This is a genomic window from Polaromonas sp. LjRoot131 (assembly GCF_964252805.1).
GTDB lineage: Bacteria > Pseudomonadota > Gammaproteobacteria > Burkholderiales > Burkholderiaceae_C > Polaromonas.
In genome coordinates this window covers 292,728-318,599 of sequence record NZ_CAXUPF020000003.1, presented here as the reverse complement: position 1 = coordinate 318,599, position 25,872 = coordinate 292,728, and the positions used below count along the sequence as shown (strand labels likewise).

General features: G+C 64.5%; 28 protein-coding genes. 19 read left to right on the top strand and 9 right to left on the bottom strand.

The features are described from left to right. Nucleotides 1-121: 121 nt before the first annotated feature. From ACSQ27_RS16160 to ACSQ27_RS16135, 6 genes are all read left to right on the top strand, one after another. Nucleotides 122-451 (top strand): hypothetical protein, encoded by a 330-nt coding sequence (locus ACSQ27_RS16160; protein WP_436156517.1) that lies wholly within the window; start codon nucleotides 122-124, stop codon nucleotides 449-451. Next, nucleotides 448-1,065: a hypothetical protein gene (locus ACSQ27_RS16155; protein ID WP_436156516.1), complete on the top strand. Its 618-nt coding sequence runs from the start codon at nucleotides 448-450 to the stop codon at nucleotides 1,063-1,065. The genes ACSQ27_RS16160 and ACSQ27_RS16155 overlap by 4 nt, the downstream gene beginning before the upstream one ends. A gap of 30 nt (nucleotides 1,066-1,095) precedes the next feature. Next, nucleotides 1,096-1,302: a hypothetical protein gene (locus ACSQ27_RS16150; RefSeq protein WP_436156515.1), complete on the top strand. Its 207-nt coding sequence runs from the start codon at nucleotides 1,096-1,098 to the stop codon at nucleotides 1,300-1,302. Then, nucleotides 1,299-1,937, top strand: coding sequence for a hypothetical protein (locus tag ACSQ27_RS16145; protein ID WP_436156514.1), 639 nt, complete (start codon nucleotides 1,299-1,301; stop codon nucleotides 1,935-1,937). Before ACSQ27_RS16150 ends, ACSQ27_RS16145 begins: the two co-directional genes overlap by 4 nt. Before the next feature lie 26 nt (nucleotides 1,938-1,963). Further along, a complete protein-coding gene (locus ACSQ27_RS16140) occupies nucleotides 1,964-2,176 on the top strand; it encodes a hypothetical protein (RefSeq protein WP_436156513.1) in 213 nt (70 codons plus the stop codon). Between the two features lie 67 nt (nucleotides 2,177-2,243). After that, complete coding sequence (locus ACSQ27_RS16135) at nucleotides 2,244-3,305, top strand: calcium-binding protein (RefSeq protein ID WP_436156512.1); 1,062 nt, start codon at nucleotides 2,244-2,246, stop codon at nucleotides 3,303-3,305. A gap of 136 nt (nucleotides 3,306-3,441) precedes the next feature. On the opposite strand, the gene ACSQ27_RS16130 is transcribed toward ACSQ27_RS16135, so the two are convergent. From ACSQ27_RS16130 to hutC, 5 genes are read right to left on the bottom strand one after another with little or no spacing between them, the layout of a single operon-like run. Further along, nucleotides 3,442-4,830 (bottom strand): formimidoylglutamate deiminase, encoded by a 1,389-nt coding sequence (locus ACSQ27_RS16130; protein WP_436156760.1) that lies wholly within the window; start codon nucleotides 4,828-4,830, stop codon nucleotides 3,442-3,444. A gap of 9 nt (nucleotides 4,831-4,839) precedes the next feature. Beyond that, nucleotides 4,840-5,679 carry an N-formylglutamate deformylase gene (gene hutG, locus ACSQ27_RS16125; protein WP_436156511.1) on the bottom strand — a complete coding sequence of 280 codons (840 nt, stop codon included), beginning with the start codon at nucleotides 5,677-5,679 and terminating at the stop codon, nucleotides 4,840-4,842. Beyond that, nucleotides 5,676-6,890 carry an imidazolonepropionase gene (gene hutI, locus ACSQ27_RS16120; protein WP_436156510.1) on the bottom strand — a complete coding sequence of 405 codons (1,215 nt, stop codon included), beginning with the start codon at nucleotides 6,888-6,890 and terminating at the stop codon, nucleotides 5,676-5,678. The genes hutG and hutI overlap by 4 nt, the downstream gene beginning before the upstream one ends. After that, nucleotides 6,887-7,465 (bottom strand): HutD/Ves family protein, encoded by a 579-nt coding sequence (locus tag ACSQ27_RS16115; RefSeq protein WP_436156509.1) that lies wholly within the window; start codon nucleotides 7,463-7,465, stop codon nucleotides 6,887-6,889. Before ACSQ27_RS16115 ends, hutI begins: the two co-directional genes overlap by 4 nt. A gap of 58 nt (nucleotides 7,466-7,523) precedes the next feature. After that, nucleotides 7,524-8,234 (bottom strand): histidine utilization repressor, encoded by a 711-nt coding sequence (gene hutC, locus ACSQ27_RS16110; RefSeq protein WP_436156508.1) that lies wholly within the window; start codon nucleotides 8,232-8,234, stop codon nucleotides 7,524-7,526. Between the two features lie 189 nt (nucleotides 8,235-8,423). On the opposite strand from hutC, the gene hutU reads away from it, so the two are divergent. From hutU to ACSQ27_RS16070, 8 genes are read left to right on the top strand one after another with little or no spacing between them, the layout of a single operon-like run. Beyond that, entirely contained in the window at nucleotides 8,424-10,130 is a 1,707-nt protein-coding gene (gene hutU, locus ACSQ27_RS16105) for a urocanate hydratase (RefSeq protein WP_436156507.1), read from the top strand. Between the two features lie 5 nt (nucleotides 10,131-10,135). Further along, complete coding sequence (locus ACSQ27_RS16100) at nucleotides 10,136-11,149, top strand: ornithine cyclodeaminase family protein (RefSeq protein ID WP_436156506.1); 1,014 nt, start codon at nucleotides 10,136-10,138, stop codon at nucleotides 11,147-11,149. A 22-nt stretch (nucleotides 11,150-11,171) separates the two neighbouring features. Next, nucleotides 11,172-11,999 (top strand): phosphate/phosphite/phosphonate ABC transporter substrate-binding protein, encoded by an 828-nt coding sequence (locus tag ACSQ27_RS16095; RefSeq protein WP_436156505.1) that lies wholly within the window; start codon nucleotides 11,172-11,174, stop codon nucleotides 11,997-11,999. After that, a complete protein-coding gene (locus tag ACSQ27_RS16090) occupies nucleotides 11,999-12,964 on the top strand; it encodes a Bug family tripartite tricarboxylate transporter substrate binding protein (RefSeq protein WP_436156504.1) in 966 nt (321 codons plus the stop codon). The genes ACSQ27_RS16095 and ACSQ27_RS16090 overlap by 1 nt, the downstream gene beginning before the upstream one ends. A gap of 42 nt (nucleotides 12,965-13,006) precedes the next feature. Then, nucleotides 13,007-14,551 carry a histidine ammonia-lyase gene (gene hutH / locus ACSQ27_RS16085; protein WP_436156503.1) on the top strand — a complete coding sequence of 515 codons (1,545 nt, stop codon included), beginning with the start codon at nucleotides 13,007-13,009 and terminating at the stop codon, nucleotides 14,549-14,551. A 52-nt stretch (nucleotides 14,552-14,603) separates the two neighbouring features. Continuing rightward, entirely contained in the window at nucleotides 14,604-15,560 is a 957-nt protein-coding gene (locus tag ACSQ27_RS16080) for an ABC transporter substrate-binding protein (RefSeq protein WP_436156502.1), read from the top strand. Nucleotides 15,561-15,572: 12 nt separating this feature from the next. Then, nucleotides 15,573-16,352: an ABC transporter permease gene (locus ACSQ27_RS16075; RefSeq protein WP_436156501.1), complete on the top strand. Its 780-nt coding sequence runs from the start codon at nucleotides 15,573-15,575 to the stop codon at nucleotides 16,350-16,352. After that, entirely contained in the window at nucleotides 16,349-17,161 is an 813-nt protein-coding gene (locus tag ACSQ27_RS16070) for an ABC transporter ATP-binding protein (RefSeq protein ID WP_436156500.1), read from the top strand. Before ACSQ27_RS16075 ends, ACSQ27_RS16070 begins: the two co-directional genes overlap by 4 nt. On the opposite strand, the gene ACSQ27_RS16065 is transcribed toward ACSQ27_RS16070, so the two are convergent. Then, on the bottom strand, nucleotides 17,158-18,120 hold the full coding sequence (locus ACSQ27_RS16065; protein WP_436156759.1) for a YeiH family protein: 963 nt from the start codon (nucleotides 18,118-18,120) through the stop codon (nucleotides 17,158-17,160). The two genes, ACSQ27_RS16070 and ACSQ27_RS16065, sit on opposite strands and share 4 nt — an antisense overlap. A 428-nt stretch (nucleotides 18,121-18,548) precedes the next feature. On the opposite strand from ACSQ27_RS16065, the gene ACSQ27_RS16060 reads away from it, so the two are divergent. Genes ACSQ27_RS16060 through ACSQ27_RS16040 form a run of 5 tightly spaced genes read left to right on the top strand, consistent with a single transcriptional unit; the run spans nucleotide 18,549 to nucleotide 23,218 of the window. Next, entirely contained in the window at nucleotides 18,549-19,430 is an 882-nt protein-coding gene (locus ACSQ27_RS16060) for a glycine betaine ABC transporter substrate-binding protein (protein WP_436156499.1), read from the top strand. A 41-nt stretch (nucleotides 19,431-19,471) separates the two neighbouring features. Next, nucleotides 19,472-20,992: an HAL/PAL/TAL family ammonia-lyase gene (locus ACSQ27_RS16055; protein WP_436156498.1), complete on the top strand. Its 1,521-nt coding sequence runs from the start codon at nucleotides 19,472-19,474 to the stop codon at nucleotides 20,990-20,992. Beyond that, a complete protein-coding gene (locus ACSQ27_RS16050; protein ID WP_436156497.1) occupies nucleotides 20,989-21,612 on the top strand; it encodes an ABC transporter permease in 624 nt (207 codons plus the stop codon). Before ACSQ27_RS16055 ends, ACSQ27_RS16050 begins: the two co-directional genes overlap by 4 nt. Nucleotides 21,613-21,629: 17 nt before the next feature. Continuing rightward, on the top strand, nucleotides 21,630-22,271 hold the full coding sequence (locus tag ACSQ27_RS16045; protein WP_436156496.1) for an ABC transporter permease: 642 nt from the start codon (nucleotides 21,630-21,632) through the stop codon (nucleotides 22,269-22,271). Then, the gene (locus ACSQ27_RS16040) at nucleotides 22,268-23,218 is read left to right on the top strand and encodes an ABC transporter ATP-binding protein (RefSeq protein ID WP_436156495.1); all 951 of its coding nucleotides are present in this window, start codon (nucleotides 22,268-22,270) and stop codon (nucleotides 23,216-23,218) included. The genes ACSQ27_RS16045 and ACSQ27_RS16040 overlap by 4 nt, the downstream gene beginning before the upstream one ends. Here the strand turns inward: ACSQ27_RS16040 and ACSQ27_RS16035 are convergent. The 3 genes from ACSQ27_RS16035 to ACSQ27_RS16025 form a co-directional block, all read right to left on the bottom strand. Further along, on the bottom strand, nucleotides 23,215-24,606 hold the full coding sequence (locus ACSQ27_RS16035) for an MFS transporter (RefSeq protein ID WP_436156494.1): 1,392 nt from the start codon (nucleotides 24,604-24,606) through the stop codon (nucleotides 23,215-23,217). The genes ACSQ27_RS16040 and ACSQ27_RS16035 overlap by 4 nt on opposite strands. Before the next feature lie 216 nt (nucleotides 24,607-24,822). Then, nucleotides 24,823-25,395: a hypothetical protein gene (locus tag ACSQ27_RS16030; protein WP_436156493.1), complete on the bottom strand. Its 573-nt coding sequence runs from the start codon at nucleotides 25,393-25,395 to the stop codon at nucleotides 24,823-24,825. Between the two features lie 66 nt (nucleotides 25,396-25,461). Continuing rightward, entirely contained in the window at nucleotides 25,462-25,683 is a 222-nt protein-coding gene (locus ACSQ27_RS16025) for a CsbD family protein (protein ID WP_436156492.1), read from the bottom strand. Nucleotides 25,684-25,872: the final 189 nt, after the last annotated feature.

The following is a 25,872-nucleotide window of genomic DNA, read 5'->3' as shown; positions in this document are numbered from 1 at the left end:
CCCAGCGCATAAGCTCCGCAGCGGTCAACCCGTCTTGCGCCGAAAAACAGCACATCGCCCGGTGAAAAAACACCGGCCCCGCAAGACCATTCACACCTTGAAACCGCGAAGGAGTCCAAAAATGCGCGAAGAACACCTGTTCAACAAAAGCCTGCTGCACGCCACCCGCATGGCTTTGGTCCTGATCATCAGCGCGGTGCAGCGCGCGCACGAAGCGACGGTGGCGCTGTGGCTGGCCGGGTCGTGGTGCTGCAACCCGGGTAGCAATGGCACAAGCGTGCCGCACTCGGAGCGGCCTGTCTGGAAAAGACACCAGATAAGCATGTACCCAACACTCTCCCCCATTCCCGACGGCTGGACCCAGATGAGTGTCGCCAGCGGCTACAAGCAGAACGACACCGACACCGGCACAGGCTTGAGGGCCGGTGCGCCGCAAAGGAGGTTCGCATGAAGGTAATTCTCTTCGCACGCCTGACCCTTGTCACGGTCGCCTCTATGCTGCTGGCCGCCTGCGGCACCGACACCATCGAGTGGAAAGAAGAAGTGCTGCTCCTCGACGGCCGGATGATCGTTATTGAGCGCAAAGTCAAGGGCGAAACCACTGGGTTTCTCATCACCCAACGCCATGATCTCGAGTTTGAACTGCACTACAAGCCGATGAATGTTCATTGGAAGGGACATGTGCAGCAAGTCGCATTCGAGATCATCGCGGGCACCCCATACATCGTGCAATGGTCAAACAACGCCGCGGAATTCTGCAAGGCGCGCCCACCAACAGACTTGCTCATCAAGGTTCTCAAGTTACAGGGGCAGGACTGGATTGAAATCCCGCAGTCCGAGTTTCCCATGGACCGCGCCAACTACAACCTCTATCAGAGTTACCGCGGCAACAAACCCAGCGAAGACGCCAAGGGCCTGATCACCTGGAAGCATAAGGGCTCATGGGATAGCTACCCCATTCCTCCCGGCTCCCATATGAGCAACAACATCCCTCGCCGCCCCTACAAGCTCCGCGAGTATTTTGAAAAAAGCAATTCAACTTGCGCGCGCTTTCAACAACCTTAAGTCGTCAAACAATCTCAGGAAATCATCATCATGCCCACCCCAATCGAATACAGCCTCATGTCCGCCAATGTTTACGGTAACTATCCGGACGTCGACCCTGTCAATCCAGTGCGAAGTGGACGCAACACTCTCCCCGTGCCCGACGGCTGGACCCAGATGAGTGTCGCCAGCGGCTACAAACAAAACGACAAGTCCACCAGCTTTATGACCGGTATGCCTCAAAGGAGCTTCGCATGAAGGTTTTTCGCCCCATTCTCATCGCACGCCTGGCCATCGCCGCGCTCGCTACCACGCTGCTGGCCGCCTGCAGCGGCACCGACACCATCGAGTGGAAAGAAGAAGTGCTGCTGCACGATGGCCGGATGATCGTCATCGAGCGCAAGGCCAAGGCTGCCAGCAGTGGATTTCCCAATGCCAATCGCGGGCGCGACCTGGAGTTTGAGCTGCACTACAAGCAGATGGATGTTCATTGGAAAGGCATTCAACCGCAAAGCACGTTCGAGATATTTGATGGCGTGGCATACCTCGCCGTTGCCGGCCCTGACGAACGAGAGGTTTGCAAGGACAAGCCGCCAAGCTACATCCCGCGGCAGATTCTTAAATACCAAGGAAAGGGCCAGTGGGTAGAAATTGATCAAGCGGACTTTCCAATAGACCAAGCCAACTACACGCTCTATCAGCGGTACTGGGGCAACAAACCCAGCGAAGACGCCAAGGGATTGATCACCTGGAAATACAAGGGTGACTGGGATGGCTACCCGGCCACTCAATGGCCGTACCACGACAGCAACAACATCCCCCGCCGCCCCTACAAGTTCCGCGAGTTCTTCGAGACCAATCCATTTACTTGCGCTTCTTTCCAACAACCTTAAGTTCAAACAATTCAGGGAGTCCCCTCATGCCCACCCAAATCGAATACAGCCTGATGTCCGCCAATGTTTATGGCAACTATCCGGATCCGGATGCTGGCTCCGCCAACCCAGTGAGAAGCGCGCGCAATACGTTGCCCGTTCCCGACGGCTGGACCCAGATGAGTGTCGCAAGCGGCTACAAACAAAACGACCTCAGCACAGACTTGAGGGCCGGTGTGCCTCAAAGGAGGTTCGCATGAAGGTAATTCTCTTCACACGCCTGACCCTTGCCATGGTGGCCTCTGTATTGCTGCCGGCATAGACGCGGTGCAGGCCAGCGTCAGCTACACCCTGGGCGCCAATGTCGAAAACCTGATCCTGACGGGCAGTGCTGCCATCAACGGCACGGGCAATACCTTGAACAACGCCATCACCGGCAATGCCGCCGCGAATGTGCTGAACGGCGGTGCGGGAGCTGACGCCATGGCGGGTGGCCTGGGTAACGATTCTTACGTCGTGGACAACGTGAGCGACGTCGTGACGGAAGCGGCCAATGCCGGGATAGACACGGTGCTGGCCAGCGTCAGCTACACCCTGAGCGCCAATGTCGAGAACCTGACCCTGACGGGCACGGTCGCGATCAACGGCACGGGCAACACCTTAAACAACACACTTGCCGGCAATGCAGGCGCGAATCTGCTGAACGGCGGTGCAGGAGCTGACACCATGGCGGGCGGCCTGGGTAACGATTCCTACGTCGTGGACAACGTGAGCGACGTCGTGACGGAAGCGGCCAATGCCGGGATAGACACGGTGCAGGCCAGCATCAATTACACCCTGGGCGCCAATGTCGAAAACCTGACCTTGACGGGCAGTGCTGCCATCAACGGCACGGGCAACACCTTGAACAACAGCCTTGTCGGCAATGCATTGGGCAACACCCTGAACGGCGGCGGCGGCAACGACGTGCTCGATGGGCGGGCCGGCAAGGACGTTCTGGCCGGCGGCGCGGGCAATGACACATTCCTCATGGGTCGGGGTTATGGCGCCGACACCGTGCAGGAGAATGACGCCACGGCGGGCAACTCGGACCAGCTGCAGTTCCTGGGCGGCATCGCCGCCAAGCAGCTGTGGTTTAGCAAAAGCGGCAACAACCTGCAGGTCAGCATCATAGGCACCGCCGACTCAGCCATCCTGCAGAACTGGTATCTGGGCAATGCCTACCACGTTGAGCAGTTCAGGAGTGGCGACGGCAAGGTACTGCAGGACAGCCAGGTCGATACCCTGGTGAAGGCCATGGCCGGCCTTGCGCCGCCGGTCATGGGGCAGATGGATCTCTCGGCCGCCTATGCGGCCCAGCTGGCGCCTGTGCTGGCCGGCTGGTCTTGAAAAAGAGAACCCGGATGGCTGAAAGGTGACGCCCATTCATTGGCCGTAGTTTTTATGAAATTGGGTTTTATACGGCCAATTCCTTCCCAACCAGCAGCAAAGCACTGGAGTTCCAACGCAGCCCCGGTGAACGAGGTCAGCCCGCCCACAACGCCCTCATCGCACGGGCAAAGGCCTGCGCACGCTCCGGCGAAGGCGCAGCAACGCGCTCGCCCGCCACAAACACCTCGCCAAACGCCGCCCCCGGGCTGGAAAACACCAGCGCGTCCAGCAGATGGCCGGCCGGCACGCCCAGCAGGGCGGGGGATTCCAGGTCCAGTGTCACAAAATCGGCGCGGTGGCCGGGCGCCAGGCCGGCCTGCATCTGGCCCGTCGCCGGGAAGCCGCCGGCCAGCGCGGCCTCGAACAGGCCGGCCGCGCTGCTTTCGTTATTGAGGACGCGCGCGGCGATGTTGCGCTGGCGCAGCGTGAGGCGCTGTGAATATTCGAGCAGGCGGAGCTCTTCGGGCCAGCTGCGCGTGACGTGGCTGTCGGAGCCAATCGACCAGCGGCCGCCCGCCGCAGCATAGGCCGGCAGGTCGAACACGCCGTCGCCGAGGTTGGCCTCGGTCGCAGGGCAGATCACGATGGCCGCGCCCGTGCCCTGCACACCCAGCAGTTCGGCCGGCGTGGCGTGGGTGGCGTGCACCAGGTTCCAGCGGGCATCGACGTCGGCGTTGTTCAGCAGCCATTCGATCGGGCGCTGGCCGGTGTGCTCCAGGCAGTCCTGGACCTCCTGCGTCTGTTCGGCGATGTGGATGTGCACCGGCAGGCCGGCCTCTTTGGCGGCGGTGCTGAGCTCATGCAAAGCAGCCGGCCCGGCGGCGCGCAGCGAGTGCACGGCGACGCCGACGTTGATGCGCGCATCGCCTTGTGTTTGCCGCTGCACCTGCTCGACCACGCGCATCACGCTCTCGGGCGTCGAGGCAAAGCGGCGCTGGTCTTCGCGCAGGCCCGCGGCCTTGAAGCCGGAGCGCATGTAGAGCGTGGGCAGCAGCGTGAGGCCCATGCCGGTGCGCTGCGCGGCACGCACCAGGGCCAGCGACATCTCGGCCGGGTCGGCATAGGCCGCGCCGCTGACGTCGTTGTGCAGGTAATGGAAATCGCAGACATGGGTGTAGCCGCCGGCCAGCAGCTCGGCATAGAGCTGGGTCGCAATCACCTCGAGTTGCTCGGGCGTGATGCGGTTGGCGGCGCTGTACATGCGGTCGCGCCAGCTCCAGAAATCGTCGGACGCATGGGCGCCGGCGCTGCGGCGTTCCGTGAGGCCCGCGATGGCGCGCTGGAAGGCATGGCTGTGCGCATCGACCAGGCCGGGCAGCACCGGGCCGGGCAAACGTGTTGCGCCTTGCTGTTGCTGCGCCGTGGCGCCGGGCAACACGCTGTGCCAGCTGCCGTTGGCCGCCACTGTCAGCAGGACGTCTTTGGCCCACGCGCCCTGCACCCAGGCCTGGGGCGCGAAAAATGTCTTGATGCCGCTGCTCATCATGGTGCCTCAGGCGTAAAGATGGTTGGCGGCTTGCAGCGCGCCGGCCACCATGTTTCTCAACAAAGGCTGCACCTGCCAGGCCAGGGCCTCGTCATAGGCATAGGGCGGCGTTTCCTGCATGTAAAGGCTTTGGCACATCTCGAGCTGCACGGCATGCACGTCCTGCGCGGGCTGGCCGTAATGGCGCGTGATGTAGCCGCCCTTGAAGCGGCCGTTGACGGCGGTGCTGATATGGGGCGCGGCATCGCAGGCCTGCACCACTGCGGCGGTGACAGACGCATGCGCGCTGGCGCCGCTGGCTGTACCGATGTTGAGGTCGGGAAGCTTGCCTTCAAACAACCAGGGAATCTGCGAACGTATGCTGTGCGCGTCCCACAGCAGGACAAAACCGTGCTGCGCCTTCAGGCGCACCAGTTCGGCGGCCAGGGCCGAGTGGTAGGGCTGCCAGTAGGCCTCGCGCCGCCGCGCGCGCTCTTCGGGGCCGGGCTCGCGGCCGGCCTGGTACAGCGGCGCGCCGCTGAAAAAATGCGTGGGGCATAACTCGGTGTTGGAGGCGCCCGGGTACATGGGCGCATCGTCGGGTGGTCGGTTCAAATCGATCACATAACGCGAGTAGCGTGGTTGCAGCACGCTGGCGCCCAGTGAGGACAGGAAGTTGTAGAGCCGGTGCAAATGCCAGTCGGTGTCTTCGACTTTCAGCGCTTCGGCCGTGTAGCCGCCCCGCAGTTCAGCCGGTATCTCCGTACCTATGTGCGGCATGCTGACCAGCAAAGGCACGTGTCCCTGATGCAAGGTAAAACCCCCACTGTCGTCTTTGATGTCTTTCATATCTTTCGTATCACTCATGTGATGTTGCCCTTGAAAACGGTTTGCAGGCGCGGGTTCGCGCCCAAGGCATAACTCAACTCGGCGGGGCGCCGCACGCCCCACAGCACAAAATCGGCCCGTTTGCCCTCTGCCAGCACGCCGCGGTCGCGCAGGCCCAGGGCGGTGGCCGCATGGCGCGTGACGCCGGCCAGTGCCTCTTCGGGCGTGAGGCGAAACAGCGTGCAAGCCATGTTGAGCATCAGCAGCAGCGAGGTGCAGGGTGAGCTGCCCGGGTTGCAGTCGGTGGAAATCGCCATGGGCACGCGCTGTTCGCGCAACAGGGCCACGGGCGGCAATCTGGTTTCGCGCAGGAAATAAAACGCGCCGGGCAGCAGCACCGCGACGCTGCCGGCCGCCGCCATGGCCTGTGCGCCTTCGGGTGACAGCCATTCGAGGTGGTCGCAGCTGAGCGCGCCGTAACGCGCCGCGAGCTGCGCGCCGCCACTGTCGCTGAGCTGCTCGGCATGCAGCTTGACCGGGATGCCCAGGGCCTTGGCAGCGGCGAAGACACGCTCGGTCTGCGCGGTGCTGAAGGCGATGCGTTCGCAAAAGGCATCGACCGCATCAACCAGGCCTTCAGCGTGCAATACCGGCAGCATCTCGAGCACGGCATCGACGTAGGCGTCGGTACGGCCGGCGAATTCGGCGGGCACGGCATGCGCACCCAGAAAGGTGGTGCGTATGTCCACCGCATGGGCTTGCCCCAGCGCGCGCGCGACCGACAGGGCCTTGCGTTCGTGCTCCAGCGCCAGGCCGTAGCCGGATTTGATCTCCAGCGTGGTCACACCTTCGGCGATCAACCGTTTGAGCCTGGGCGCGCTCTGCGCCTGCAGCTCCTGCGCGCTCGCGGAGCGGGTAGCCTTGACGGTGGAGGCAATGCCGCCGCCGGCGCGGGCGATGTCTTCATAGCTCGCGCCATTGAGGCGTAACTCAAATTCATGCGCGCGGTCGCCACCGTAAACGAGGTGGGTGTGGCAGTCGATCAAGCCAGGCGTGATCAAGGCACCGCCGGCATCATGCTGTGCGCCGCAGCGGGCCAGCAGCTCGGCCGGCAGCTCGGCACGCGGGCCGACCCAGGCGATGGTTTCGCCCTCCACCACCAACGCGGCGTCTTCCATCAGTCCATAGGGCTGGGCCGCGCCGGCTTGCAGCGTGGCGATGTTGCAGTGGGTCCAGAGTTGCAGGCTCATGCGGGGATCTCCATCCAGAGGGCTTGCTGCGCGGCGATGCGCACCGCGGCACTGCCCGCCACCGTACGCCAGGCCAAAGTGGCGGGGGCCAGTTGCAGCGTCTCCTCGTCAAACAGCACGGTGGCTGCCGAAGCGTGTGCGTACACGGCGATGGTGGTCCCGGTATGCAGGGTTTCCGAAAAGCGGCCGTCCACACGCAGCATGCGCGAAGGCTTGGCCCCCCTGCGCACCATGAGGTTGAAATCGCGCGTCTTGCCGTCTATCAGTTCGCAATCCGTGGCGGCCGCGCCGTCAAAGAACAAGGGTGTGTCGGCGGCCGTCACACGGTGCGGCACACCGGCCACATCGAGCTGCACGCCCGCGCCTTCGAGCACCGCGAACCAGCGCTCTATGCCTTCGAACTTCGAGAAGGGGCCGCTTTTGTCGACGTCGGCCACCGACATGCGCCAGGCCCAATCACCGGCGTCGGGCCACATGGCCAGCTCGCGCGTAACGCCGCCGCCGTTGCGCCAGGGCGTCGCCGGGATGTCGGCCAGGCGGACGATGTTCCAGCCGGGGTGGCTCGTGGAGTTCATGCGAGAGACCTCCGCGCTGCTGCGCTGCGGTATGAGCCCTTGGGGCGGCCCGGCGGGCTCATGCCTGAAACTTCCCGGCAAAGCTGTAGCGCGAGCCCGGATACACCAGGCGCGCCACGCTGGCGATGTTGCTGCCGCTCACGGTGCGCCGCATCATGGCCAGGCAGGGCTCGCCCAGCTTGATCTCCAGGTGCCTGGCCTCGAGCGCCGAAGGCAGGCAGGCTTCGATGGAATAGCTGGCCTCGGTCAGCGGCGCCTCGGCCAGCAGGTGGTGCGTGGGCGAGGTCTCGCTGAAATCGGTTTCCAGGTAGCGCGGTGCCGCCGCCGGGTTGACGTAGCGGTCTTCATACTGGATGGGCACGCCGTTCTCCAGATGGATCAGGATGGTGTGGAACACCCGCCCGCCTGATCGCAGGCCCAGGGTGCGCGCCAGGTCGGCGCTGGCTTTTTCGGATTCGGCCAGCAGCACGCGCGAGGTGTGCACATGGCCGCGCTCCACCACTTCTTCGTGAATGTCACGAATGGTAAGCGTGGACGAAATGCGGTGCAGTTCCGCGACAAAGGTGCCGGAGCCCTGGATGCGGGTGACCAGGCCCTCGCCCATCAACTCGCGCAGCGCGCGGTTCACCGTCATGCGGCTCACGCCGAACTGCTCCATCAGCACGGCTTCGCTGGGCACCGGGTCGCCCGGCTTCCAGGTGCCGGCGCTGATGCGTTTTTTGATGAATGCCTTGACTTGGCCGTAGGCAGGCAGTGGTGTGGTGGCCATGGTTCAACAGAGGTATAAGAAAAAATCATTGTCACCGCAAAAAGCAGCCAAGCGGCCCCTTGCGCGCACAGACCGTAGATTACGCCAGTTGACACAAGTTGTATAGACAACTACGATTTATACCAGTCGCCGTGCATTCCTTTTTGAAAACGTCCGAAAAGTTTTTGTTTTTATTTCCGGAGCAGCCCCATGTCCGACCTTTCCCAAACCCCTTTCCTTGACAGCAAGGCCCGCCCGGTGCGTGCCCCCCGCGGCAGCACGTTGAGCTGCGCCAACTGGCAGATCGAGGCGGCCTACCGCATGATCCAGAACAACCTGGACCCGGAAGTCGCCGAAAACCCCGACGAGCTCGTGGTTTACGGCGGCATCGGCAAGGCCGCCCGCAGCTGGCCGGCCTTTGACGCCATCCTCGACTCGCTGCGCAAGCTCAAGGCCGACGAAACCCTGCTGGTGCAGTCGGGCAAGCCGGTGGGCGTGTTCCGCACCCACCCGGGCGCGCCGCGCGTGCTGATCGCCAATTCCAACCTGGTGCCCAAATGGGCGACCTGGGAGCATTTCAACGAGCTGGACCGCGCCGGCCTCATGATGTACGGCCAGATGACGGCCGGCAGCTGGATTTACATCGGTACCCAGGGCATCGTGCAGGGCACCTATGAAACCTTTGTGGAAGCCGCCCGCCAGCACTACAAGGGCGACCTGGCGGGCCGCTGGGTGCTGACCGCCGGCCTGGGCGGCATGGGCGGCGCGCAGCCGCTGGCCGCCACCTTTGCCGGCGCCTGCTCACTCAACATCGAATGCCAGCAGTCCAGCATCGATTTCCGCCTGCGCACCCGATACGTCGACAAGCAGGCCGCCAACCTTGATGAAGCGCTGGAGATGATCAAGCACCACACTTCGCGCAAGGAAGCCGTCTCCATCGCCCTGTGCGGCAATGCGGCCGAGATCGTTCCCGAGCTGGCCAGACGCGCCAAAGCCGGCGGCCCGCGCCCCGACATCGTGACCGACCAGACATCGGCCCACGACATCATCAACGGCTACCTGCCCATTGGCTGGACAGTTGCGCAATGGAAAGCCGCACAGAAAGACCCGGCCCAGCATGCCGCACTGACCAAAGCCGCGGGCGAGTCCTGCGTGGTCCACGTCAAGGCCATGCTGGCCTTCCACGAGATGGGCATCCCCACGGTGGACTATGGCAACAACCTGCGCCAGGTCGCGAAAGACTTCGGTGTCGACAACGCCTTCGACTACCCCGGCTTTGTACCGGCCTATATACGGCCGCTGTTCTGCCGCGGCGTGGGGCCTTTCCGCTGGGTGGCGCTCTCGGGTGACCCGGAAGACATCAAAAAGACCGACGCGAAGATGAAGGAACTCTTCCCGGACAACAAGCACCTGCACCGCTGGCTGGACATGGCCGAAGAGCGCATCGCCTTCCAGGGCCTGCCGGCGCGCATCTGCTGGATAGGCCTGGGCGAGCGCCACCGCGCGGGCCTGGCCTTTAACGAGATGGTGAAAAGCGGCGAGCTCAAGGGCCCGATCGTGATAGGCCGCGACCACCTGGACAGCGGCTCCGTCGCTTCGCCGAATCGCGAGACCGAGGCGATGAAGGACGGCAGCGATGCCGTGAGCGACTGGCCGCTGCTCAATGCCCTGCTCAATACCGCGAGCGGCGCGACCTGGGTCAGCCTGCACCACGGCGGCGGCGTCGGCATGGGCTACTCGCAGCATTCGGGCGTGGTCATCGTCTGCGACGGCACCGCCGACGCGTCGGAAAAACTCGCCCGCGTGCTGTTCAACGACCCGGCCACCGGCGTGATGCGCCATGCCGACGCGGGCTACGACATCGCCAAGCAAAGCGCCAAAGACAACGGGCTGAACCTGCCCATGATAGGAAGCTGAAACCCATGTCCGATAGCACCGCCGAGATCCACCTCACCTACCTGAACCACCCCGACGTCCAGGCCCTGGCGCTGACCGACGCCGAGATCATCGCCGCCGTCGAGCAGGCCCTGCACGCGCAAGGCAACAAGCAGACGACCATAGAGCCGCGCATGCACCTGGTGCCGGAGAAAGACTACCCCGGCCACTTCAACGTGCTGCGCGGCTACATACGCCCACTGGGCCTGGCCGGCGTGAAGGTGGTGGGCGACTTCTACAAGAACTACGAGCAAGGCCTGCCTTCTGAGCTGGCCGTGCTCAACCTGTTCGATCCCAAGAACGGCTCGCCGATCGCCATCATCGACGCCTCGGACATCACCGACATGCGCACCGGCGCCATCACGGCGCTGGGCGCCAAACACCTGGCGCGCAAGAACTCGAAAATCCTGGGCCACATAGGCGCGCGCGGCACCTCTTACTGGAACGTGCGCCTGCTCGACTCGATCTACAACTTCGACGAGATCCGCGTGCACTCGCGCCGGCCCGAAAGCCGCAACGCCTTTGCCGCCAAGCTTGAGAAAGACCTGGGCAAGAAGATCACCGTGACCGAGGACTGGGAGTCCTGCGTGCGCGGCGCCGACATCGTGGTCGAGGCTTCGCGCCTGGAAAAACCCACGCCCATGCTGAAGACCGAGTGGATCAAAAAAGGCGCTTGTGTGATCCCCTACGGCACCATGAGCGCGGTGGAGCTCTCGCTGACCGACATCATGGACAAGATGGTGATGGACGACTGGGGCCAGGCCAAGGCCGGCCCGCTGGGCGCGCTGCGCGCCCACGTGGATGCCGGCAAGCTCTCGGAGGCCACGCTGCACGCCGAACTCGGCCAGATCGTCGCGGGCCTCAAGCCCGGGCGCGAAAGCGAGGACGAGACCAATCTGTTCTGGCATCGCGGCCTGTCGCTGTCGGACATCGCGCTGGGCGCCTTCATGCTCGAAAAAGCCAAGCGCATGGGCCTGGGGCAAAAGCTGCGTTTCCGCTGAGCAGGCCAGCAGGGTGCATGCCGTGAATTCACCACAAGCAGGGGAGGCACTGGTCGCCAACGCCCGCATGTACTCGGCCACGCCGGCGGCCAAAGCCGACTGGAAGGCCTTGCTGGCCTGGGTGCTGGACCGCGCGGGCCTGCCCTGGGACCTGATCGACTACGACGCGCCCGCGCCGCTGTCGGTGCTGTGGGCGCGCGATGACCTGGGCCTGGCCATGATGTGCGGCCTGCCGTTTGCGCAGCGCGGCGAACGGCCCACGCTGGTGGCCGCGCCGATTCCCTCGCCTGCGCGCTACGGCGGCAAGCCGGTGTATTTCACCGACATCGTGGTGCGCGCCGATTCGCCCTACCAAAGCCTGGAAGACACGTTTGGCGGCGTGATCGGCTACACGCTGGCCGACTCGATGTCGGGTGGTGTGGCGCTGCGCCACCATCTGGCACCTTACCGCCAGGCGAAAGGCTCGCGCCTGTACCGCAAGGCCGTGGGCGAACTGATCAACGCGCGCGGCGTGATCACGGCCCTGGCCGAGGGACGCATAGACGCCGGCCCGCTGGACAGTTATTACCACGACCTGCTCAAGGCCTATGACCCGGCCTTTGCCGCGCAGGTGCGCATTCTTGCCAGTACGGCAGCGCTGCCGATTCCGCCGCTGGTGGCCACCGCCGCCTTGCCGGCCGAAACGCTGTCGCGCCTGCGCGAGGCGCTGCTGGCAACGGGCACGGCGCCCGAACTCGCGCCGCTGATGCAACGCCTGCTGCTCGCGGGTTTTGCTTTCCCCGACGCGAACGACTACCGGCCCCTGGCGGCCATGGACGGCGGGCCCGCGCCCGCACTGGATGACATTTGATGAAGATCACACGACCCGTTTTTCTGGCATTGCTGCTCGCCGCCGCCTCGTTTGGCGCCGCAGCCCAGGCTTACCCATCCAAAGCACTGCACGTCATCGCGCCCTTTCCGCCCGGCGGACCTGTCGACGTGCTGGGCCGCGTGCTGGCGCAGGGCCTCTCGGACGCCATGGGCCAGCCGGCCGTGGTCGACAACAAAGTGGGCGCGGCCGGCAACATCGGCATCGACCTGGCGGCCAAGGCCGCACCCGACGGCTACACCCTGGCCATCGTCCCTTTGGGCAATATCGCGGTCAATCCTGCCCTCTACCCCAACCTGCCCTACAAGGCGGCCGACCTGGCGCCCGTCACCATGCTGGCCACGGTGGAGAACGTGCTGGTGGTGAACGCCGCCGTACCGGCCCGCTCCGTCAAGGAACTGCTGGCGCTGGCCGCGCAAAAGCCGGGCGGCATCAGCTTTGCCTCGCCGGGTGCCGGCAGCCAGGCCCATTTGGCCGGCGAGTTGCTGGCGCTCAACAGCGGCGTGCAGCTGCTGCATGTGCCCTACAAAGGCATAGGCCCGGCGCTCAATGACTTGCTGGGCGGCCAGGTCAGCATGATGTTCGCGCAGATGTCCTCGGTGCTGCCGCACATCAAGAGCGGCAAGCTGCGCGCCCTCGGCGTGGCCAGCCTCAAGCGCTCACCCGTCATGCCTGATACACCGACCATCGCCGAGCAGGGCCTGCCGCGCTTTGAAGCGGTGTCCTGGTACGCGCTGATGGTGCCGGCCGGCACGCCGCGCGCCGTGATCGACAAACTCAATTCGGAGACCGGCAAGCTCTTCGCGCGACCCGAGCTCAAGGAGAAGCTGGCCGCGCTGGGCATGGAAGCCGCAGCCGGAAAACCCGCCGAGCTGGCCGCCGCGATCCAGGCCGACACCTTGCGCTGGACCGAGGTGATACGGCAGAAAAACATCAAGCCCGAATAAACCCCGGCTGTCTCCTTCCTTTTCTCTTACCTTGGCAACACCATGACCCTCACCATTGAACCCGGCCGGCTGACGCTGGCCCAGTTGCGCGACATCCACACCACACCGCAAACGTTGGCGATGGACCCTTCTGCCACGGCCGGCATTCGCGCCAGTGCCGCGCTGGTGCAGAAAGCCGCGCAGGGCGGGGATGCCGTCTACGGTGTGAACACCGGCTTCGGCAAGCTGGCCAACCAGCGCATCGCGCAGGCCGACCTGGAGACCCTACAACTCAACCTGCTGCGCTCACACGCTGTGGGCGTGGGCGAACCCATGCCCGAACGCGTGGTGCGCCTGGTGCTTCTGCTCAAGGCCGCAAGCCTGGCGCGCGGCTACTCGGGCGTGCGTGAAGTGGTCATCGATACATTGATGGCGCTCTACAACAAAGGCCTCACGCCCGTGATCCCTTGCCAGGGTTCGGTGGGTGCTTCGGGTGACCTCGCGCCGCTGGCCCATTTGTGCCTGCCGCTGATTGGCGAAGGCGAGGTTTTTTACAAGGGCAAGCGAATCGCTGCTGCTGATGCGCTCAAGCAGGCCGCCATCACGCCGGTCAAGCTGTCGGCCAAGGAAGGCCTGGCGCTGATCAACGGCACGCAGGTCTCGACCGCGCTGGCGCTGGATGCGCTGCTCGCCACCGACCGCCTGTTTGAAGCCGCCGTGATTTCGGGTGCCGTGACGCTGGACGCCGCGCGCGGCAGCGACGGCCCCTTCGACCCGCGCATCCACGCGGTGCGCGGCCAGCCGGGGCAGATCGCCTGCGCCGCCGCCTACCGCGCCATCATGGTGGGCAGCGAGATCCGCCGCTCACACCTCGAGGGCGACGACCGCGTGCAGGACCCCTACTGCCTGCGCTGCCAGCCGCAAGTCATGGGCGCCTGCCTGGACCAGATGCGCTACGCCACGGAAGTGCTGATGCGCGAAGCCAATGCGGTGACCGACAACCCGCTGGTGTTCGCTGAAGACGAGACGCTTCTGTCCGGCGGCAACTTCCATGCGGAACCCGTGGCTTTGGCCTGCGATGCGCTGGCCGTTGCCATTGCCGAAATCGGCGCGATCACCGAGCGGCGCATCGCCATGCTGGTGGATACCGTGGCCTCGCGCCTGCCGGCATTCCTGACACCCGAGCCCGGCCTGAATTCCGGCTTCATGATCGTGCACGTGACGGCTGCCGCGCTGGCCTCCGAAAACAAATCGCTGGCGCATCCGGCCAGCGTGGACAGCCTGCCCACCTCCGCCAACCAGGAAGACCATGTGAGCATGGCGACCTTCGCGGCGCGCCGGCTGCAGCCCATGCTGCGCAACACCGAATACATCGTGGCCATCGAGCTGCTGGCCGCCGCGCAGGGCATTGAATTTTTGCGCCCGCTGAAGAGCTCGGCCGTGCTTGAAGGCGTGCTGCAACTGGTGCGCCAGGCCTCACCGGCCATGATGCATGACCGCAGCCTGGCACCCGACATGGAAAGGGTGCACCAATTGGTGGCGGGCGGGCGCATAGGCCTGGCCGGGGAGGCCCAAATCACCGAGTTAACCGCCTTGCGGCTGGCATGAAGCCTGCATACATTAGCGGTATCTCAACAGCCATCCCCACAGGAGCCTCTTCATGAAGCAACAACTCGCCCTCTCCCTGCTGGCCGTCGCAGCCGCCCTCACCATGGGCGCCGCCCACGCGCAGGAGACCAAGGTCGCCATCGGCATTTCGGGTTGGACGGGTTTTGCACCGCTGACCCTGGCCAAGGAAGCCGGCATCTTCAAGAAAAACGGGCTCGATGTGTCCATCAAGAAGATTCCGCAGAAAGACCGCCACCTCGCGATCGCCTCGGGTGACGTGCAGTGCGCCGCGACCACGGTGGAAACCTGGGTGGTGTGGAACGCCAACGGCGTAGCCACCACGCAGATCTTCCAGCTCGACAAAAGCTACGGTGCCGACGGCATGGTGGTGAAACCCGCCATCACCAAGATCAGCGACCTCAAGGGCAAGACCGTGGCTGCCAGCGCGCCGGGCACCTCGCCCTACTTCGCCCTGGCCTGGATGCTGAAGAAAAACGGCATGAGCACCAAGGACGTGAAAGTCGTCAACCTCGAGCCGCAGGCCGCGGCCAACGCCATGATCGCCGGCACCGACGGCGTCGATGCCGCGATGACCTACGAGCCCTACCTGGGTGCGGTGCGCGCCAAGCCGGAAGCCGGCAAGATCCTCGCCACCACGCTGGACTACCCCATGGTGATGGACACCTTCGGCTGCACGCCCAAGTTCCTGAGCGAAAACCCCAAGGCCGCCAAGGCTCTGGCCGACAGCTATTTCGATGCCGTCGAGATGATCCAGAAAGAGCCCAAGAAAAGCTTCGAGATCATGGGCGCCGACGTGAAGCAGAGCGGCGAAGCCTTTGAGGCCTCGTCCAAATACCTGCGCTGGCAGGACCGCGCGGCCAACCAGAAATTCTTTGCCGGCGAGCACGCCGCCTTCAGCAAGGAAGCCGCCGAGCTGCTGATGGAGGCCGGCATCATCAAGTCGCTGCCCGACATGGGCAAGTTGGCCGATACCCGTTTTCTGAAGTAGGCCGGCATACGCATGCGGCCATTGCAGCCCGTCTCACCCGGCGCGCGCATCGCGCTGGGGGTGAGCTTCTTTATCCTGTTCTTTGCCGTGTGGGCTTTCTTCACGCTGGGCGGCTACGTTTCCAAGACCTTTCTGGCCGACCCCCTCACCATGCTGAGGTCCGGCTACGACCTGCTGGTGAACCAGGGTTTCATCAAGGACATCGGCATGACGGTGTGGCGGGTGCTGGGCGGCTTTGCCGTCGCGGCCCTGCTGGCGGTGCCGCTGGGCGTGATGATGGGCGCCTACAAACCGGTTGAGGCCTTCTTCGAACCCTTTGTGAGTTTTGCGCGCTACCTGCCCGCGTCGGCCTTCATCCCGTTGCTGATCCTGTGGGCCGGCATTGGCGAGACACAAAAGCTCTCGGTGATTTTTATCGGCTCCTTCTTCCAGCTGGTGCTGATGATCGCCGTGAGCGTGGGCAACACGCGGCGCGACCTGGTGGAGGCGGCCTACACCCTGGGCGCGGCCGACCGCGGCATCGTGGTGCGCGTGCTGCTGCCCAGCGCCGCGCCCGAGATCGCCGAAACCCTGCGCATGGTGCTGGGCTGGGCCTGGACTTATGTGATCGTCGCGGAGCTGATAGGCGCGTCCAGCGGCATAGGCCACATGATCACCGACAGCCAGGCACTGCTGGCCACCGACCAGATCATCTTCGGCATCATCGTGATCGGCGTCTTCGGCCTCGTCACCGACCTGGCTTTCAAGGCGCTGAATCGCAAACTTTTCCCGTGGGCACAGTTGGGCCGATGACTTCTTCCTCTTCCACACCGATCCTGACCGTCACCCAGCTGTCGAAAACCTTTGCCGCCCACAAGGGCCCGGGCACAGTGGCGCTTCTGGCCACCGACCTGAGCGTCGCGGAAAACGACTTCATCACCATCCTCGGCCCCTCAGGCTGCGGCAAGTCCACCCTGCTGCGCATGGTGGCCGGGCTGGACACACCGACCAGCGGCAGCATCGTGCTGGACGGCAAGCCCATCGCCGGCCCGGGCGCAGACCGCGGCATGGTGTTCCAGAGCTACACGCTGTTCCCCTGGCTCAGCATTCTGCAAAACGTCTGCTTCGGTCTGCGTGAAAAAGGTTTGGCGCTGGACGCGCAACTCGATATCGCGCACCAGTTCATCAAGAAGGTGGGCCTGCAGGGTTTTGAGAACCACTTCCCCAAGCAGCTGTCGGGCGGCATGCAGCAGCGCACCGCGCTGGCGCGGGCCCTGGCCAACAACCCGCGCATCCTGCTGATGGACGAGCCCTTCGGCGCGCTGGACCATCAGACGCGCGAGCTGATGCAGGAGCTGCTGCAAGGCATCTGGGAAGCCGAACAGAAAACCGTGCTCTTTGTGACGCACGATATCGACGAAGCTATCTTCATGGGCAACCGCGTGGTGGTGATGAGCGCGCGGCCGGGCCGCATCAAATGCGACATCGCCGTTCCGCTGGCGCACCCGCGCCACTACTCGGTCAAGACGACGCCGGTGTTCACCGAACTCAAGGCGCGGCTGACCGAGGAGATTCGCATCGAAGTGCACAAGGCGGCCGGCCTGCAGGCCCCCACGGCTTAAAGCCCCAACCGTAGGGCAATCACCGCGCCCAGCACAAGCGCGGCGATCAAAATCGTCTCGCCTACCAGCATGGCCACGGGCTGCCAGCCCAGTTTCATGAGGTCTTCAAAGCTGGTCTTGATGCCGGCGGCTGCAATCGCCGTGACCAGCAGCCAGCGTGAGCTGTCACTGGCCACTTGGACCATGGCCGGCGTGAAAGCGCCTATGGTGGCCAGCAGCACCAGCACGATAAAGGCCAGCAGAAAGCCGGGCACCAGCGGGACTTCCTCGTCCACCGCCTTGGCGTCGGGGTGCTTGCGATAGCTGATGGCGATCAGCAGCACGATGGGCATCAGCAGCATCACGCGGAACAGCTTGACCACCGTCGCCGTGTCGCCGACCTCGGGGCCCAGCATCATGCCGGCCGCCACCACCTGCGCCACGTCATGGATGGTGCCGCCCAGGAAGATGCCGCCCTGCGCGGGCTCCAGCCCTATCAGCTTGAGGGCGAAGGGATAAAAAATCATGCTGAGCGTGGAGAGCACCGTGACGCCGACCACGGCCAGCAGGGTGAAGCGCTCGTTCTCCTTGGTCTGCGGCAGCACCGAGGAAATCGCCAGCGCGGCGGAGGCGCCGCAGATGGCGACCGCACCGCCCGAGAGCACACCCTCTTCGCGCGGGCGCTTCAGCCATTTCGCGAGCAGCAGGCCGAACCCGATGGTCAGCGCCACCGCGACGACGATCACCAGCGCCGTCTCTACACCCAGCTTGGCGACCTGCGTCAGCGTGATGCGCGCGCCCAGCAAGGCCACGCCGACACGCAGCAAGGTGCGGCCGCAAAAATCAACGCCGGTCTTGACCTTGGGGTTGCTGTTGAGGAAGTGAAAAGCCAGGCCTATCAGCAGCGCATACAGCAGCTGGGGGCCGCCGTAATGCTCGGACAGGAAGGTCGCCGCCAGCGCGATGACCACACACACCATGGCGCCGGGCACACTGGCTTTCAGGAGGGAGACGGAAGGAAGAAAGGACACTGGAGATGGGACCGGCGATGAGGCCGGGGTAAAGCGGAAAAAGGGCGAAAAGGGCACCGGTGGCCAGACTTCCGCTTGTTGTTTTGTTTATGCGGAAAACAGGGATCACCGGGTGATTTTCCGTCTTGCACGCGCTATTTCCATATGCTACTATTATTAGGTTGTATATACAAGTTGAGGCGCTGGACGCACCAGGATGGCGTGATTTCCAGGCACGGGATGTGCATACAAGATTTCATTTTCAATTCGATGCGAGAGTAGGCGCGTCGCCGCAGACAGTGCTACAGCACGGCAAGGCGGCGCAACGACCTATCGCGTTGAATTGGGAATGAAATCAAGCCGGAAGATTCCTTGTTTCAGTTCATTCGGAGATCAGTATGAAGATCAGCAAACTTTTGGCCCTGTCCGCCTTCGCGCTGGCCACCTTCGCGCCGCTCACCTCCCACGCCCAGCAGGCCGTGCGTGTCGGGTCCAAAAACTTCACCGAGCAGTTCGTGCTGGCCGAAATCTACGCGCAGGCGCTTGAGGCCGCCGGCATCAAGACCGAGAAAAAACTCAACCTGGGCGGCACGCTGATCGCCCAGAAGGCAATGGAAGAAAAGCAGATCGACTTCTACCCCGAGTACACCGGCACCATGCTGCTGGCCGTACTCAAGCAGGAGCCCATGACGGACGCCAAGGCGGTCTACGACAAGGTCAAGGATGCCTATGCCAAGATGGGCTTTGTGGTGCTCAACCAGTCCAACCTGAACAACGGCTATGTGATGGTGGTGCGCGCCGACACCGCGCAAAAGCTCAAGCTGGAGACCCTGTCCGACCTGGCCAAGGCCGCCAAAGACCTCAAGGTCGGCGCCGGCCCCGAGTTCCGCGACCGCAAGGACGGCCTGCCGGGCCTCAAGGCCAAGTACGACATGGTCTTCGGTGAAGACCTGCAGATGGCCATCGGCCTGCGCTACCAGGCCTTGAAGAACGACCAGATCCAGGTCGTCAACGGCTACTCGACCGACGGCATGATCAGCGCGCTCAAGCTCAAGCGCCTGCGCGACGACAAGAGCCTGTGGCCGCCCTACTTCGTGGTGCCGGTGATCCGCAAGGAAGCGCTGGACGCCAACCCGAAGATCGGCGAAGTGCTGAACCGCGTGAGCGCCCTGCTCGACGAAACCTCCATGGCCCAGATGAATTACCAGGTCGACGGCGAGAAACTCGAGCCCAAGGACGTGGCCCGCGAATTCCTGAAGGCCAAGGGCCTCGTCAAATAAACCCGCACCGTTTCAGCGCATCACGTGAAAGCTTGCACGCCATGACACTCGCGGTCGGGGAACAATGGCTGGGCATCCAGGACCTGGTGCGCGTGGCGCGCAGCGGCGAGACTGTTTCGCTGGCGCCGCAGGCGCGTAAACGTGTGGTGGCAGCGCGCGAGCTGGTCATGCGGCTGGCCATCTCGGGCCAGGCGATCTACGGCCTCAATTCGGCGCTGGGCGCCAACACCGGCGCTGTGCTGGCCGAGGGCGATCTTGAAGACTACCAGCGCCGCGCCGTGCGCGCCCGTGCCGTGGCCGTGGGCCCGGCCTACGACAAGGCCTCGGTGCGCGCCATGCAGTTCGCGCGCATCGCCGGCCTGTCGCGCGGCGGCTCCGGTGTCTCGCCCGCGGTGCTGGACGCCTGCATCGCGATGCTGAACTCCCAGGTGCATCCGGTGGTGCCCCGCTTCGGCTCCATCGGCGTGGCCGACCTGCCCCAGCTTTCGCATCTGGCCTTGCCCTTGTTCGGTGAAGGCCAGGCCGAGGTGCGCGGTGAAATTTTGAGCGGTGCTGCCGCCCTTGAGCGCGCAGGCCTTGAACCCGTGACCTTGGGCGCCAAAGACGGCCTCGCCTTGATCAGTTCCAATGCGGCCACCACGGCGCGGGCCGCGCTGGTGCTGCATGACGCCAACGTGGCGCTGGATGCCTGGCTGGCCGCCGTGGCGCTCGGTTATGAAGGCTTCAGGGCCAACCTGTCGCCGCTGCACCCTGGTGCGGTGGCAGCCCGCCCTGCGGCCGGCCAGGTCGAAGTGGCGCGCCAGTTGCGCGAACTGCTCAAAGGCAGCGCCCTGCTGGAGCCGGGCGCCGCGCGCCGTGTGCAGGACCCGGTGTCCATGCGCGTGGTGCCACAGGTGCACGGCGCCGTGCGCGACATGGTGGACGCGGCTTGCGCGCAGGTCGAGATTGAACTCAACAGCGCGGCCGACAGCCCGCTGGTGCTGGCCGAAGAGGGGCTGATGCTCTCCAACGGCAACTTCCACGTGCCGGCGCTGGCCTTGGCGCTGGACGCCTCGGCGATTGCGCTGGCGCAAGCCGCCAGCATGTCGGTGTCGCGCAGCCAGCGTTTCATGTCGCCGGCGCTCACCGGCCTGCCGCTGCAGCTCACGCGCCACGGCCCGGCCCATTCGGGTTTTGCGACAGTGCAGAAAACCCTGACCGCCCTCTGGGCCGAGGTGCGGCTGCGCGCCAACCCGGGATCGCTCGACTACCTGCCGGTGTCCGAAGCACTCGAAGACCATGCCTGCATGGCGCTGGGCGTGGCCGAGAAACTCGGCGAACTGGTGGAGCGCGTGCGCTACCTGATCGCCATCGAACTGCTGGTGGCCGCCCAGGCGGTGGATCTGCGCGAACTCGACACCAGCCAGATGGGCGAAGGCGCGCGGCGCGCCTTTGCGCAGGTACGCAAGCTGGTTCCCATGCTGGACGAAGACCGACCGCTGGGCCCCGACATAGACCGTATCCAGGGGGCCATCGCCGCAGGCGTGTTCGGCCCTGAAACCACTCACCAAGGCGCAGCATGAGCTGGTTTCTGCGCAACTGGCCCGACGTGCTGTATTCACTGTGGGAACACGTCGCGATTTCGCTGACGGCCCTGGTGATTGCCTTCGCGCTGTCGCTGGTCATCGGCATCGTGGCCGCGCGGCGCGAAAAGCTTTACGGCACGGTCATGACCGTCTCGGGCTTTCTGTACACCATCCCGACACTGGCTTTCCTGGCTTTTTTGATTCCCGTGGTGGGCCTGGGCCGCACGAATGCGATCATCACCATGGTGGCTTTTTCGCTGATGATCTTGATCCGCAGCGTGGCCACGGGCATACGCGAGGTGCCGGCCGACATCATCGACGCGGCGCGCGGCATGGGCATGAACAAGGCGCAGATCATGCGGCGCATCGAGCTGCCGCTGGCCCTGCCGCTGATTGTGGCCGGCCTGCGCGTCTCGGCCGTCACCGTGATCAGCGTGACGGTGGTGGCCGCCTACGTCAACGCAGGCGGGCTGGGCACGCTGATCTTCAACGGCATCGCCAGCGACCACCCGGCCAAGATCTGGACCGGCGCGCTGACCGTCTGCCTGCTGTCCGTCGTCGTTGACCTGGGCCTGGCCCTGCTCGAGCGGCGCCTGAAACACCGGCGCGCAGCCTGACCACCCAAGAGGCCCTGATGCTTGCCGACGCCTCGAACTATGTCCTTGCCCATCCCGCGCAGTTTTACCGCGCGCTCGGCGTGCACGTCGCGCTGTCCGCGTCGGCGCTGCTCATCGCCGCGTTGATTTGCATTCCGGCCGGCATTGCCGTGGCGCGCAGGAACGGCTTGTCGCTGGCCGTGGTCAATGCCGCCAACGTGGGCCGGACCCTGCCCTCGCTGGCCGTGCTGGCGCTGGTGATGCCGATTTTGGGCACCGGTTTTACCCCTGCACTGTTTGCCCTCACGCTGATCGCGCTGCCGCCCATCGTGACGCACACCATCGTCGGCATGCGCGGCGTGGATGCCGACGCGGTGGACGCTGCCATCGGCATGGGCATGACACGCGCCGCCCTGCTGTGGCATGTGGAGTTGCCCATGGCCATGCCGGTGATCTTTGCGGGCCTGCGCACGGCCGCGGTGCAGATCATTTCGGGTGCAGTGCTGGCCGCCTTCATAGGCGGCGGCGGGCTGGGCGACTTCATCACCGCGGGCATCGCGATGATGGCCGTTCCCCAGTTGCTGGTGGGCGCCATCCCGGTGGCGCTGCTGGCGCTGGGCACCGACTTTCTTTTTGGCGCGCTGCAGCGCCGCATGACTCCGCAAGGGCTTCGCGCATGATCACACTCGACCGCCTCACCAAGTCCTTCGGCGGCAGCGCCCAGTCGGCCGTCGACGGCTTGTCGCTGACCGTCAACACGGGCGAAATCTGCGTGCTGATCGGCCCCTCGGGCTGCGGCAAGACCACCACCATGCGCATGATCAACCGCATGGTCGAGCCCGATTCGGGCCGCATCGAGGTCGGCGGGCGCGACGTCACCAAGATCGACGCGGTCGAATTGCGCCGCTCCATCGGCTATGTGATCCAGCAGGTGGGCCTGTTTCCGCACATGACCCTGGCGGAGAACGTGGCCACCGTGCCCAAAATGCTGGGCTGGGATTCAGCCCGCATCGCCAGGCGCGTGGACGAACTGCTGGCGCTGGTCCACATGGATCCGTCGATTTACCGCCACCGCTTTCCGCGCGAACTCTCGGGCGGGCAGAAGCAACGCGTGGGCGTGGCGCGCGCGCTGGCGGCAGACCCGCCGGTGATGCTGATGGACGAACCTTTCGGCGCCATAGACCCGATCACGCGCGCGCGCCTGCAGGATGAATTCCTGCGCATCCTGCGCGAACTCGGCAAGACCATTGTGTTCGTCACGCACGACATCGACGAAGCCATTCGCATGGGCTCACGCATCGCGATCCTGCGCAGCGGCAAGGTGGTGCAGTACGACACGCCGGAACGCATACTCGCGCACCCGGCCGATGCCTTCGTCGAAGCCTTTGTGGGCGGCGACCGTTCGCTCAAACGGCTGGCCTTGCTGACGGCGGGCCCTTATGTGGAGAGCGGCACGCCCGCCGCCAATGCACCACGCCTGCCGGCTGCGACGCCACTGCGCGACGCCTTGTCGGCCATGCTGGACGCCGGCGCGAATGAGGCCGGCATTGTGGATGTGGAGGGCAAGCCGCTGGGCCGTGTCACGCTGCAAAGCATCCAGCAAGCCGCAGCGGTCGCTCGCGCTTAAGGCTGGCGCATACGCAAGGCGCTGCAGATTCCCGCCAGCGCCGCAAAACCGGCCGCCAGCCACAAGGCAACAAAGGAGCCGTGTCCGCCCTGCGGGTCGAACATCGTAAAAATCATCGCCAGCAGGACCGCGCCCAAGGTCTGGCCGGTCAGCCGCGCCGTGCCCAGCATACCGCTGGCGCCGCCGCTGCGGTGCGGTGGCGCCGAGGTGATGATGGTGTGGTTGTTGGGAGACTGGAACAGGCCGTAGCCCACGCCGCACAGCGCCATGCGCCAGACGATGTCGAGCTGCGACGGATGCGGCGGCAGCACGGCCAGCAGGACCAGGCCCAGCGACAGCAGCGCCATGCCGGTGCCGCCCAGCAGGCCACCCGAGTAGCGCCCTATCAGCCGCCCGACCACGGGGGAGGTGACCACAATGGCCAGCGGCCAGGCCGTCAGCAGCAGGCCGGCCTGCAGGTGGCTGAAGCCGTAATTGCCCAGCAGCAGGAAGGGCAGGCTCACATAGGCCAGGGTCTGCGCACAGAAAGCGCCTATAGACGTCCCCATGGACAGCGCGAACACCGGGATGCGCAGCAGATCCAGCGGAAACAGCGGCACCGGCTGGGCCAGCTGGCGCCGCACATAAATGACGCCGATGACGATGCCCGCTACGAGTTCGGCCAGCGGCAACCACAGCGAACCGGCAGGTGCGCCGCCGGGCACGGCTTCGACACGGACACCGAGGCCGTCGACGCCCAGGAACACCAGGCCGAACATCAGCGCATTGAGCGCCACGTCGAGCGGCGACAGCCGGCCCTGAGACCTGGACAGGTTGTCAGGCAAGGCCTTGCGGCCCAGCCACACCGACAGCAGGCCGAAAGGCACGTTGAGCGCGAACAGCCAGGGCCAGGAAGCCACGGAGAGGATGGCCGCTGCGATCGAGGGCCCGGCCACCGAGGCTGTGGCCACCACCAGCGAGTTGATGGCAATGCCACGGCCCAGCAGGTGTTTCGGGTAGATCAAGCGCACCAGCGCCGTGTTGACGCTCATGAGGCCTGCAGCACCCAGGCCCTGCAGCACGCGGGCCAGCGCCAGCGTGGTCAATGAATCGGCCAGTGCGCAGAGCAGCGAGGCCAGCGTGAACACCGACAGGCCGACCAGGTAGACGCGGCGGTAGCCGACGATGTCACCCAGTGTGGCCAGGGGCAGCAGCAGCGCCAGCGTGGCGACCTGGTAGGCATTGATGACCCAGATGGACTGCGCGGCCGTGGCGTTCAGCTCACGCGTGATGTCGGGCAGCGCGAGGTTGACGATGGTGCCGTCAAGCACCGCCATGACGATGCCGAGGATGATGACCAGCAGCGCACGCGTGCGCTCGCGCGCGGGCAAACCATCCTGAACAAGCATGCGGACCTTTGTTATTAAGCGGGCGGTCACTACGGCTGCCGCGCAGCACTTATTTTAGGAGCCCCTCCGGAAAAACCGCCGGAGCGGCTACCTTGCCCCAGTGCTGTCCTTGGGAAAGACGGTGCCGGATATGAGAAATCCCGGCATGCAGGTACATGGCCGGGATTTCCTGGGGGGCCGTGACCCCCGATGAGTGCCGCTGGACGCAGCCCCACATTACTTCATGCCGTACTTGGCCTTGGCGTCATTCTGGCACCCGTCTTTGGCGGCACCGGTCAACGCATCGCACCGCTCCTTGGCGGCCTTGTAATCGGCTTCACGTTTTTCCGAGCTGGCGTCTTTTTTGGCTTCGGCGACCTTGTCGGTCTTGTCCTTGCTGGTATCAGCGGCTGTCTTGGTGACCTTGGCGTCTTCCTTGGCCTTGACATGGGCGGCCTTGGCGTCCTTCACACAGACATCCTTGGCATTGCCCTTGAGGTCATCGCACTTTTCCTTGGCGGTGTCGTAGGCGGCATCGGCCTTGGCGAAAGCGACCTTTTCGGTGTTGCGCGGGCTGGGCTTGTACTGGGCCTCGTTTTCAGCCTTCGCGACTTTCTCAACACCCTTGGCCTCCGAGACGCAGATGTCCTTGGCGTTGTCCTTCAGGGTGCCGCATTTGTCGCGGCTGGCCTTGTAGTCGGCCGAGATGCGGTCGTTCTGGGCTTTGTACTCTTCTTTGGTCAGTGCCATGGCGTTGCCGGCGAAAGCGCAGGACATCACGGCGGTCAGCATCAGCAGTCTGGTTTTCATAGTTTGCTCCTTGGGATGGTGTAAATCGTTGTGGTCGCTAGGGTGTTGCGGATGAAAGAAGGTGGATCAGTAGCGCTCGAAGAAGTCCGTCGGGTTGCGGTCTTTCCACACGGCGACCTGCTTTTCAGCTTCTTCCTTGCTGATGCCGTGGCGCTCCTGAATCTTGCCGAGCAGCTGTTCGCGCTTTCCGGCGATCACGTCCAGGTCGTCGTCGGTGAGCTTGCCCCACTGCTCTTTGACCTTGCCTTTGAACTGGCGCCAATTGCCTTCCATGCGGTCGTGATTCATAGTGTTCTCCTCAAAAAAAAGGGTAATCCGCCCAGTGGCCGCAAGCACGACGCTTGCGGGAAAGGGACATGAATTCACCTTACGGCGGGTGCCGTCCGCCCGCCGTAGGCCCGCGTATTCGATGGGCGTAGGCTCATGCTTACAACTCGGTAAAAGGTGTGGCTTTCAAACTAGTTGCATAGCTAATTA

Coding starts and splice junctions, on each gene's coding strand:
- ACSQ27_RS16115 (WP_436156509.1), bottom strand. CDS start 7,465: ATGAACTCCACGAGCCACCCCGGCTGGAACATCGTCCGCCTGGCCGAC.
- hutG (WP_436156511.1), bottom strand. CDS start 5,679: ATGAGTGATACGAAAGATATGAAAGACATCAAAGACGACAGTGGGGGT.
- ACSQ27_RS16050 (WP_436156497.1), top strand. CDS start 20,989: ATGAGCTGGTTTCTGCGCAACTGGCCCGACGTGCTGTATTCACTGTGG.
- ACSQ27_RS16045 (WP_436156496.1), top strand. CDS start 21,630: ATGCTTGCCGACGCCTCGAACTATGTCCTTGCCCATCCCGCGCAGTTT.
- ACSQ27_RS16035 (WP_436156494.1), bottom strand. CDS start 24,606: ATGCTTGTTCAGGATGGTTTGCCCGCGCGCGAGCGCACGCGTGCGCTG.
- ACSQ27_RS16040 (WP_436156495.1), top strand. CDS start 22,268: ATGATCACACTCGACCGCCTCACCAAGTCCTTCGGCGGCAGCGCCCAG.
- ACSQ27_RS16090 (WP_436156504.1), top strand. CDS start 11,999: ATGAAGATCACACGACCCGTTTTTCTGGCATTGCTGCTCGCCGCCGCC.
- hutU (WP_436156507.1), top strand. CDS start 8,424: ATGTCCGACCTTTCCCAAACCCCTTTCCTTGACAGCAAGGCCCGCCCG.
- ACSQ27_RS16155 (WP_436156516.1), top strand. CDS start 448: ATGAAGGTAATTCTCTTCGCACGCCTGACCCTTGTCACGGTCGCCTCT.
- ACSQ27_RS16025 (WP_436156492.1), bottom strand. CDS start 25,683: ATGAATCACGACCGCATGGAAGGCAATTGGCGCCAGTTCAAAGGCAAG.
- ACSQ27_RS16160 (WP_436156517.1), top strand. CDS start 122: ATGCGCGAAGAACACCTGTTCAACAAAAGCCTGCTGCACGCCACCCGC.
- ACSQ27_RS16065 (WP_436156759.1), bottom strand. CDS start 18,120: ATGGTGTGTGTGGTCATCGCGCTGGCGGCGACCTTCCTGTCCGAGCAT.
- ACSQ27_RS16030 (WP_436156493.1), bottom strand. CDS start 25,395: ATGAAAACCAGACTGCTGATGCTGACCGCCGTGATGTCCTGCGCTTTC.
- ACSQ27_RS16055 (WP_436156498.1), top strand. CDS start 19,472: ATGACACTCGCGGTCGGGGAACAATGGCTGGGCATCCAGGACCTGGTG.
- ACSQ27_RS16150 (WP_436156515.1), top strand. CDS start 1,096: ATGCCCACCCCAATCGAATACAGCCTCATGTCCGCCAATGTTTACGGT.
- ACSQ27_RS16140 (WP_436156513.1), top strand. CDS start 1,964: ATGCCCACCCAAATCGAATACAGCCTGATGTCCGCCAATGTTTATGGC.
- ACSQ27_RS16060 (WP_436156499.1), top strand. CDS start 18,549: ATGAAGATCAGCAAACTTTTGGCCCTGTCCGCCTTCGCGCTGGCCACC.
- ACSQ27_RS16075 (WP_436156501.1), top strand. CDS start 15,573: ATGCGGCCATTGCAGCCCGTCTCACCCGGCGCGCGCATCGCGCTGGGG.
- ACSQ27_RS16080 (WP_436156502.1), top strand. CDS start 14,604: ATGAAGCAACAACTCGCCCTCTCCCTGCTGGCCGTCGCAGCCGCCCTC.
- hutC (WP_436156508.1), bottom strand. CDS start 8,234: ATGGCCACCACACCACTGCCTGCCTACGGCCAAGTCAAGGCATTCATC.
- ACSQ27_RS16100 (WP_436156506.1), top strand. CDS start 10,136: ATGTCCGATAGCACCGCCGAGATCCACCTCACCTACCTGAACCACCCC.
- hutI (WP_436156510.1), bottom strand. CDS start 6,890: ATGAGCCTGCAACTCTGGACCCACTGCAACATCGCCACGCTGCAAGCC.
- ACSQ27_RS16130 (WP_436156760.1), bottom strand. CDS start 4,830: ATGAGCAGCGGCATCAAGACATTTTTCGCGCCCCAGGCCTGGGTGCAG.
- hutH (WP_436156503.1), top strand. CDS start 13,007: ATGACCCTCACCATTGAACCCGGCCGGCTGACGCTGGCCCAGTTGCGC.
- ACSQ27_RS16070 (WP_436156500.1), top strand. CDS start 16,349: ATGACTTCTTCCTCTTCCACACCGATCCTGACCGTCACCCAGCTGTCG.
- ACSQ27_RS16145 (WP_436156514.1), top strand. CDS start 1,299: ATGAAGGTTTTTCGCCCCATTCTCATCGCACGCCTGGCCATCGCCGCG.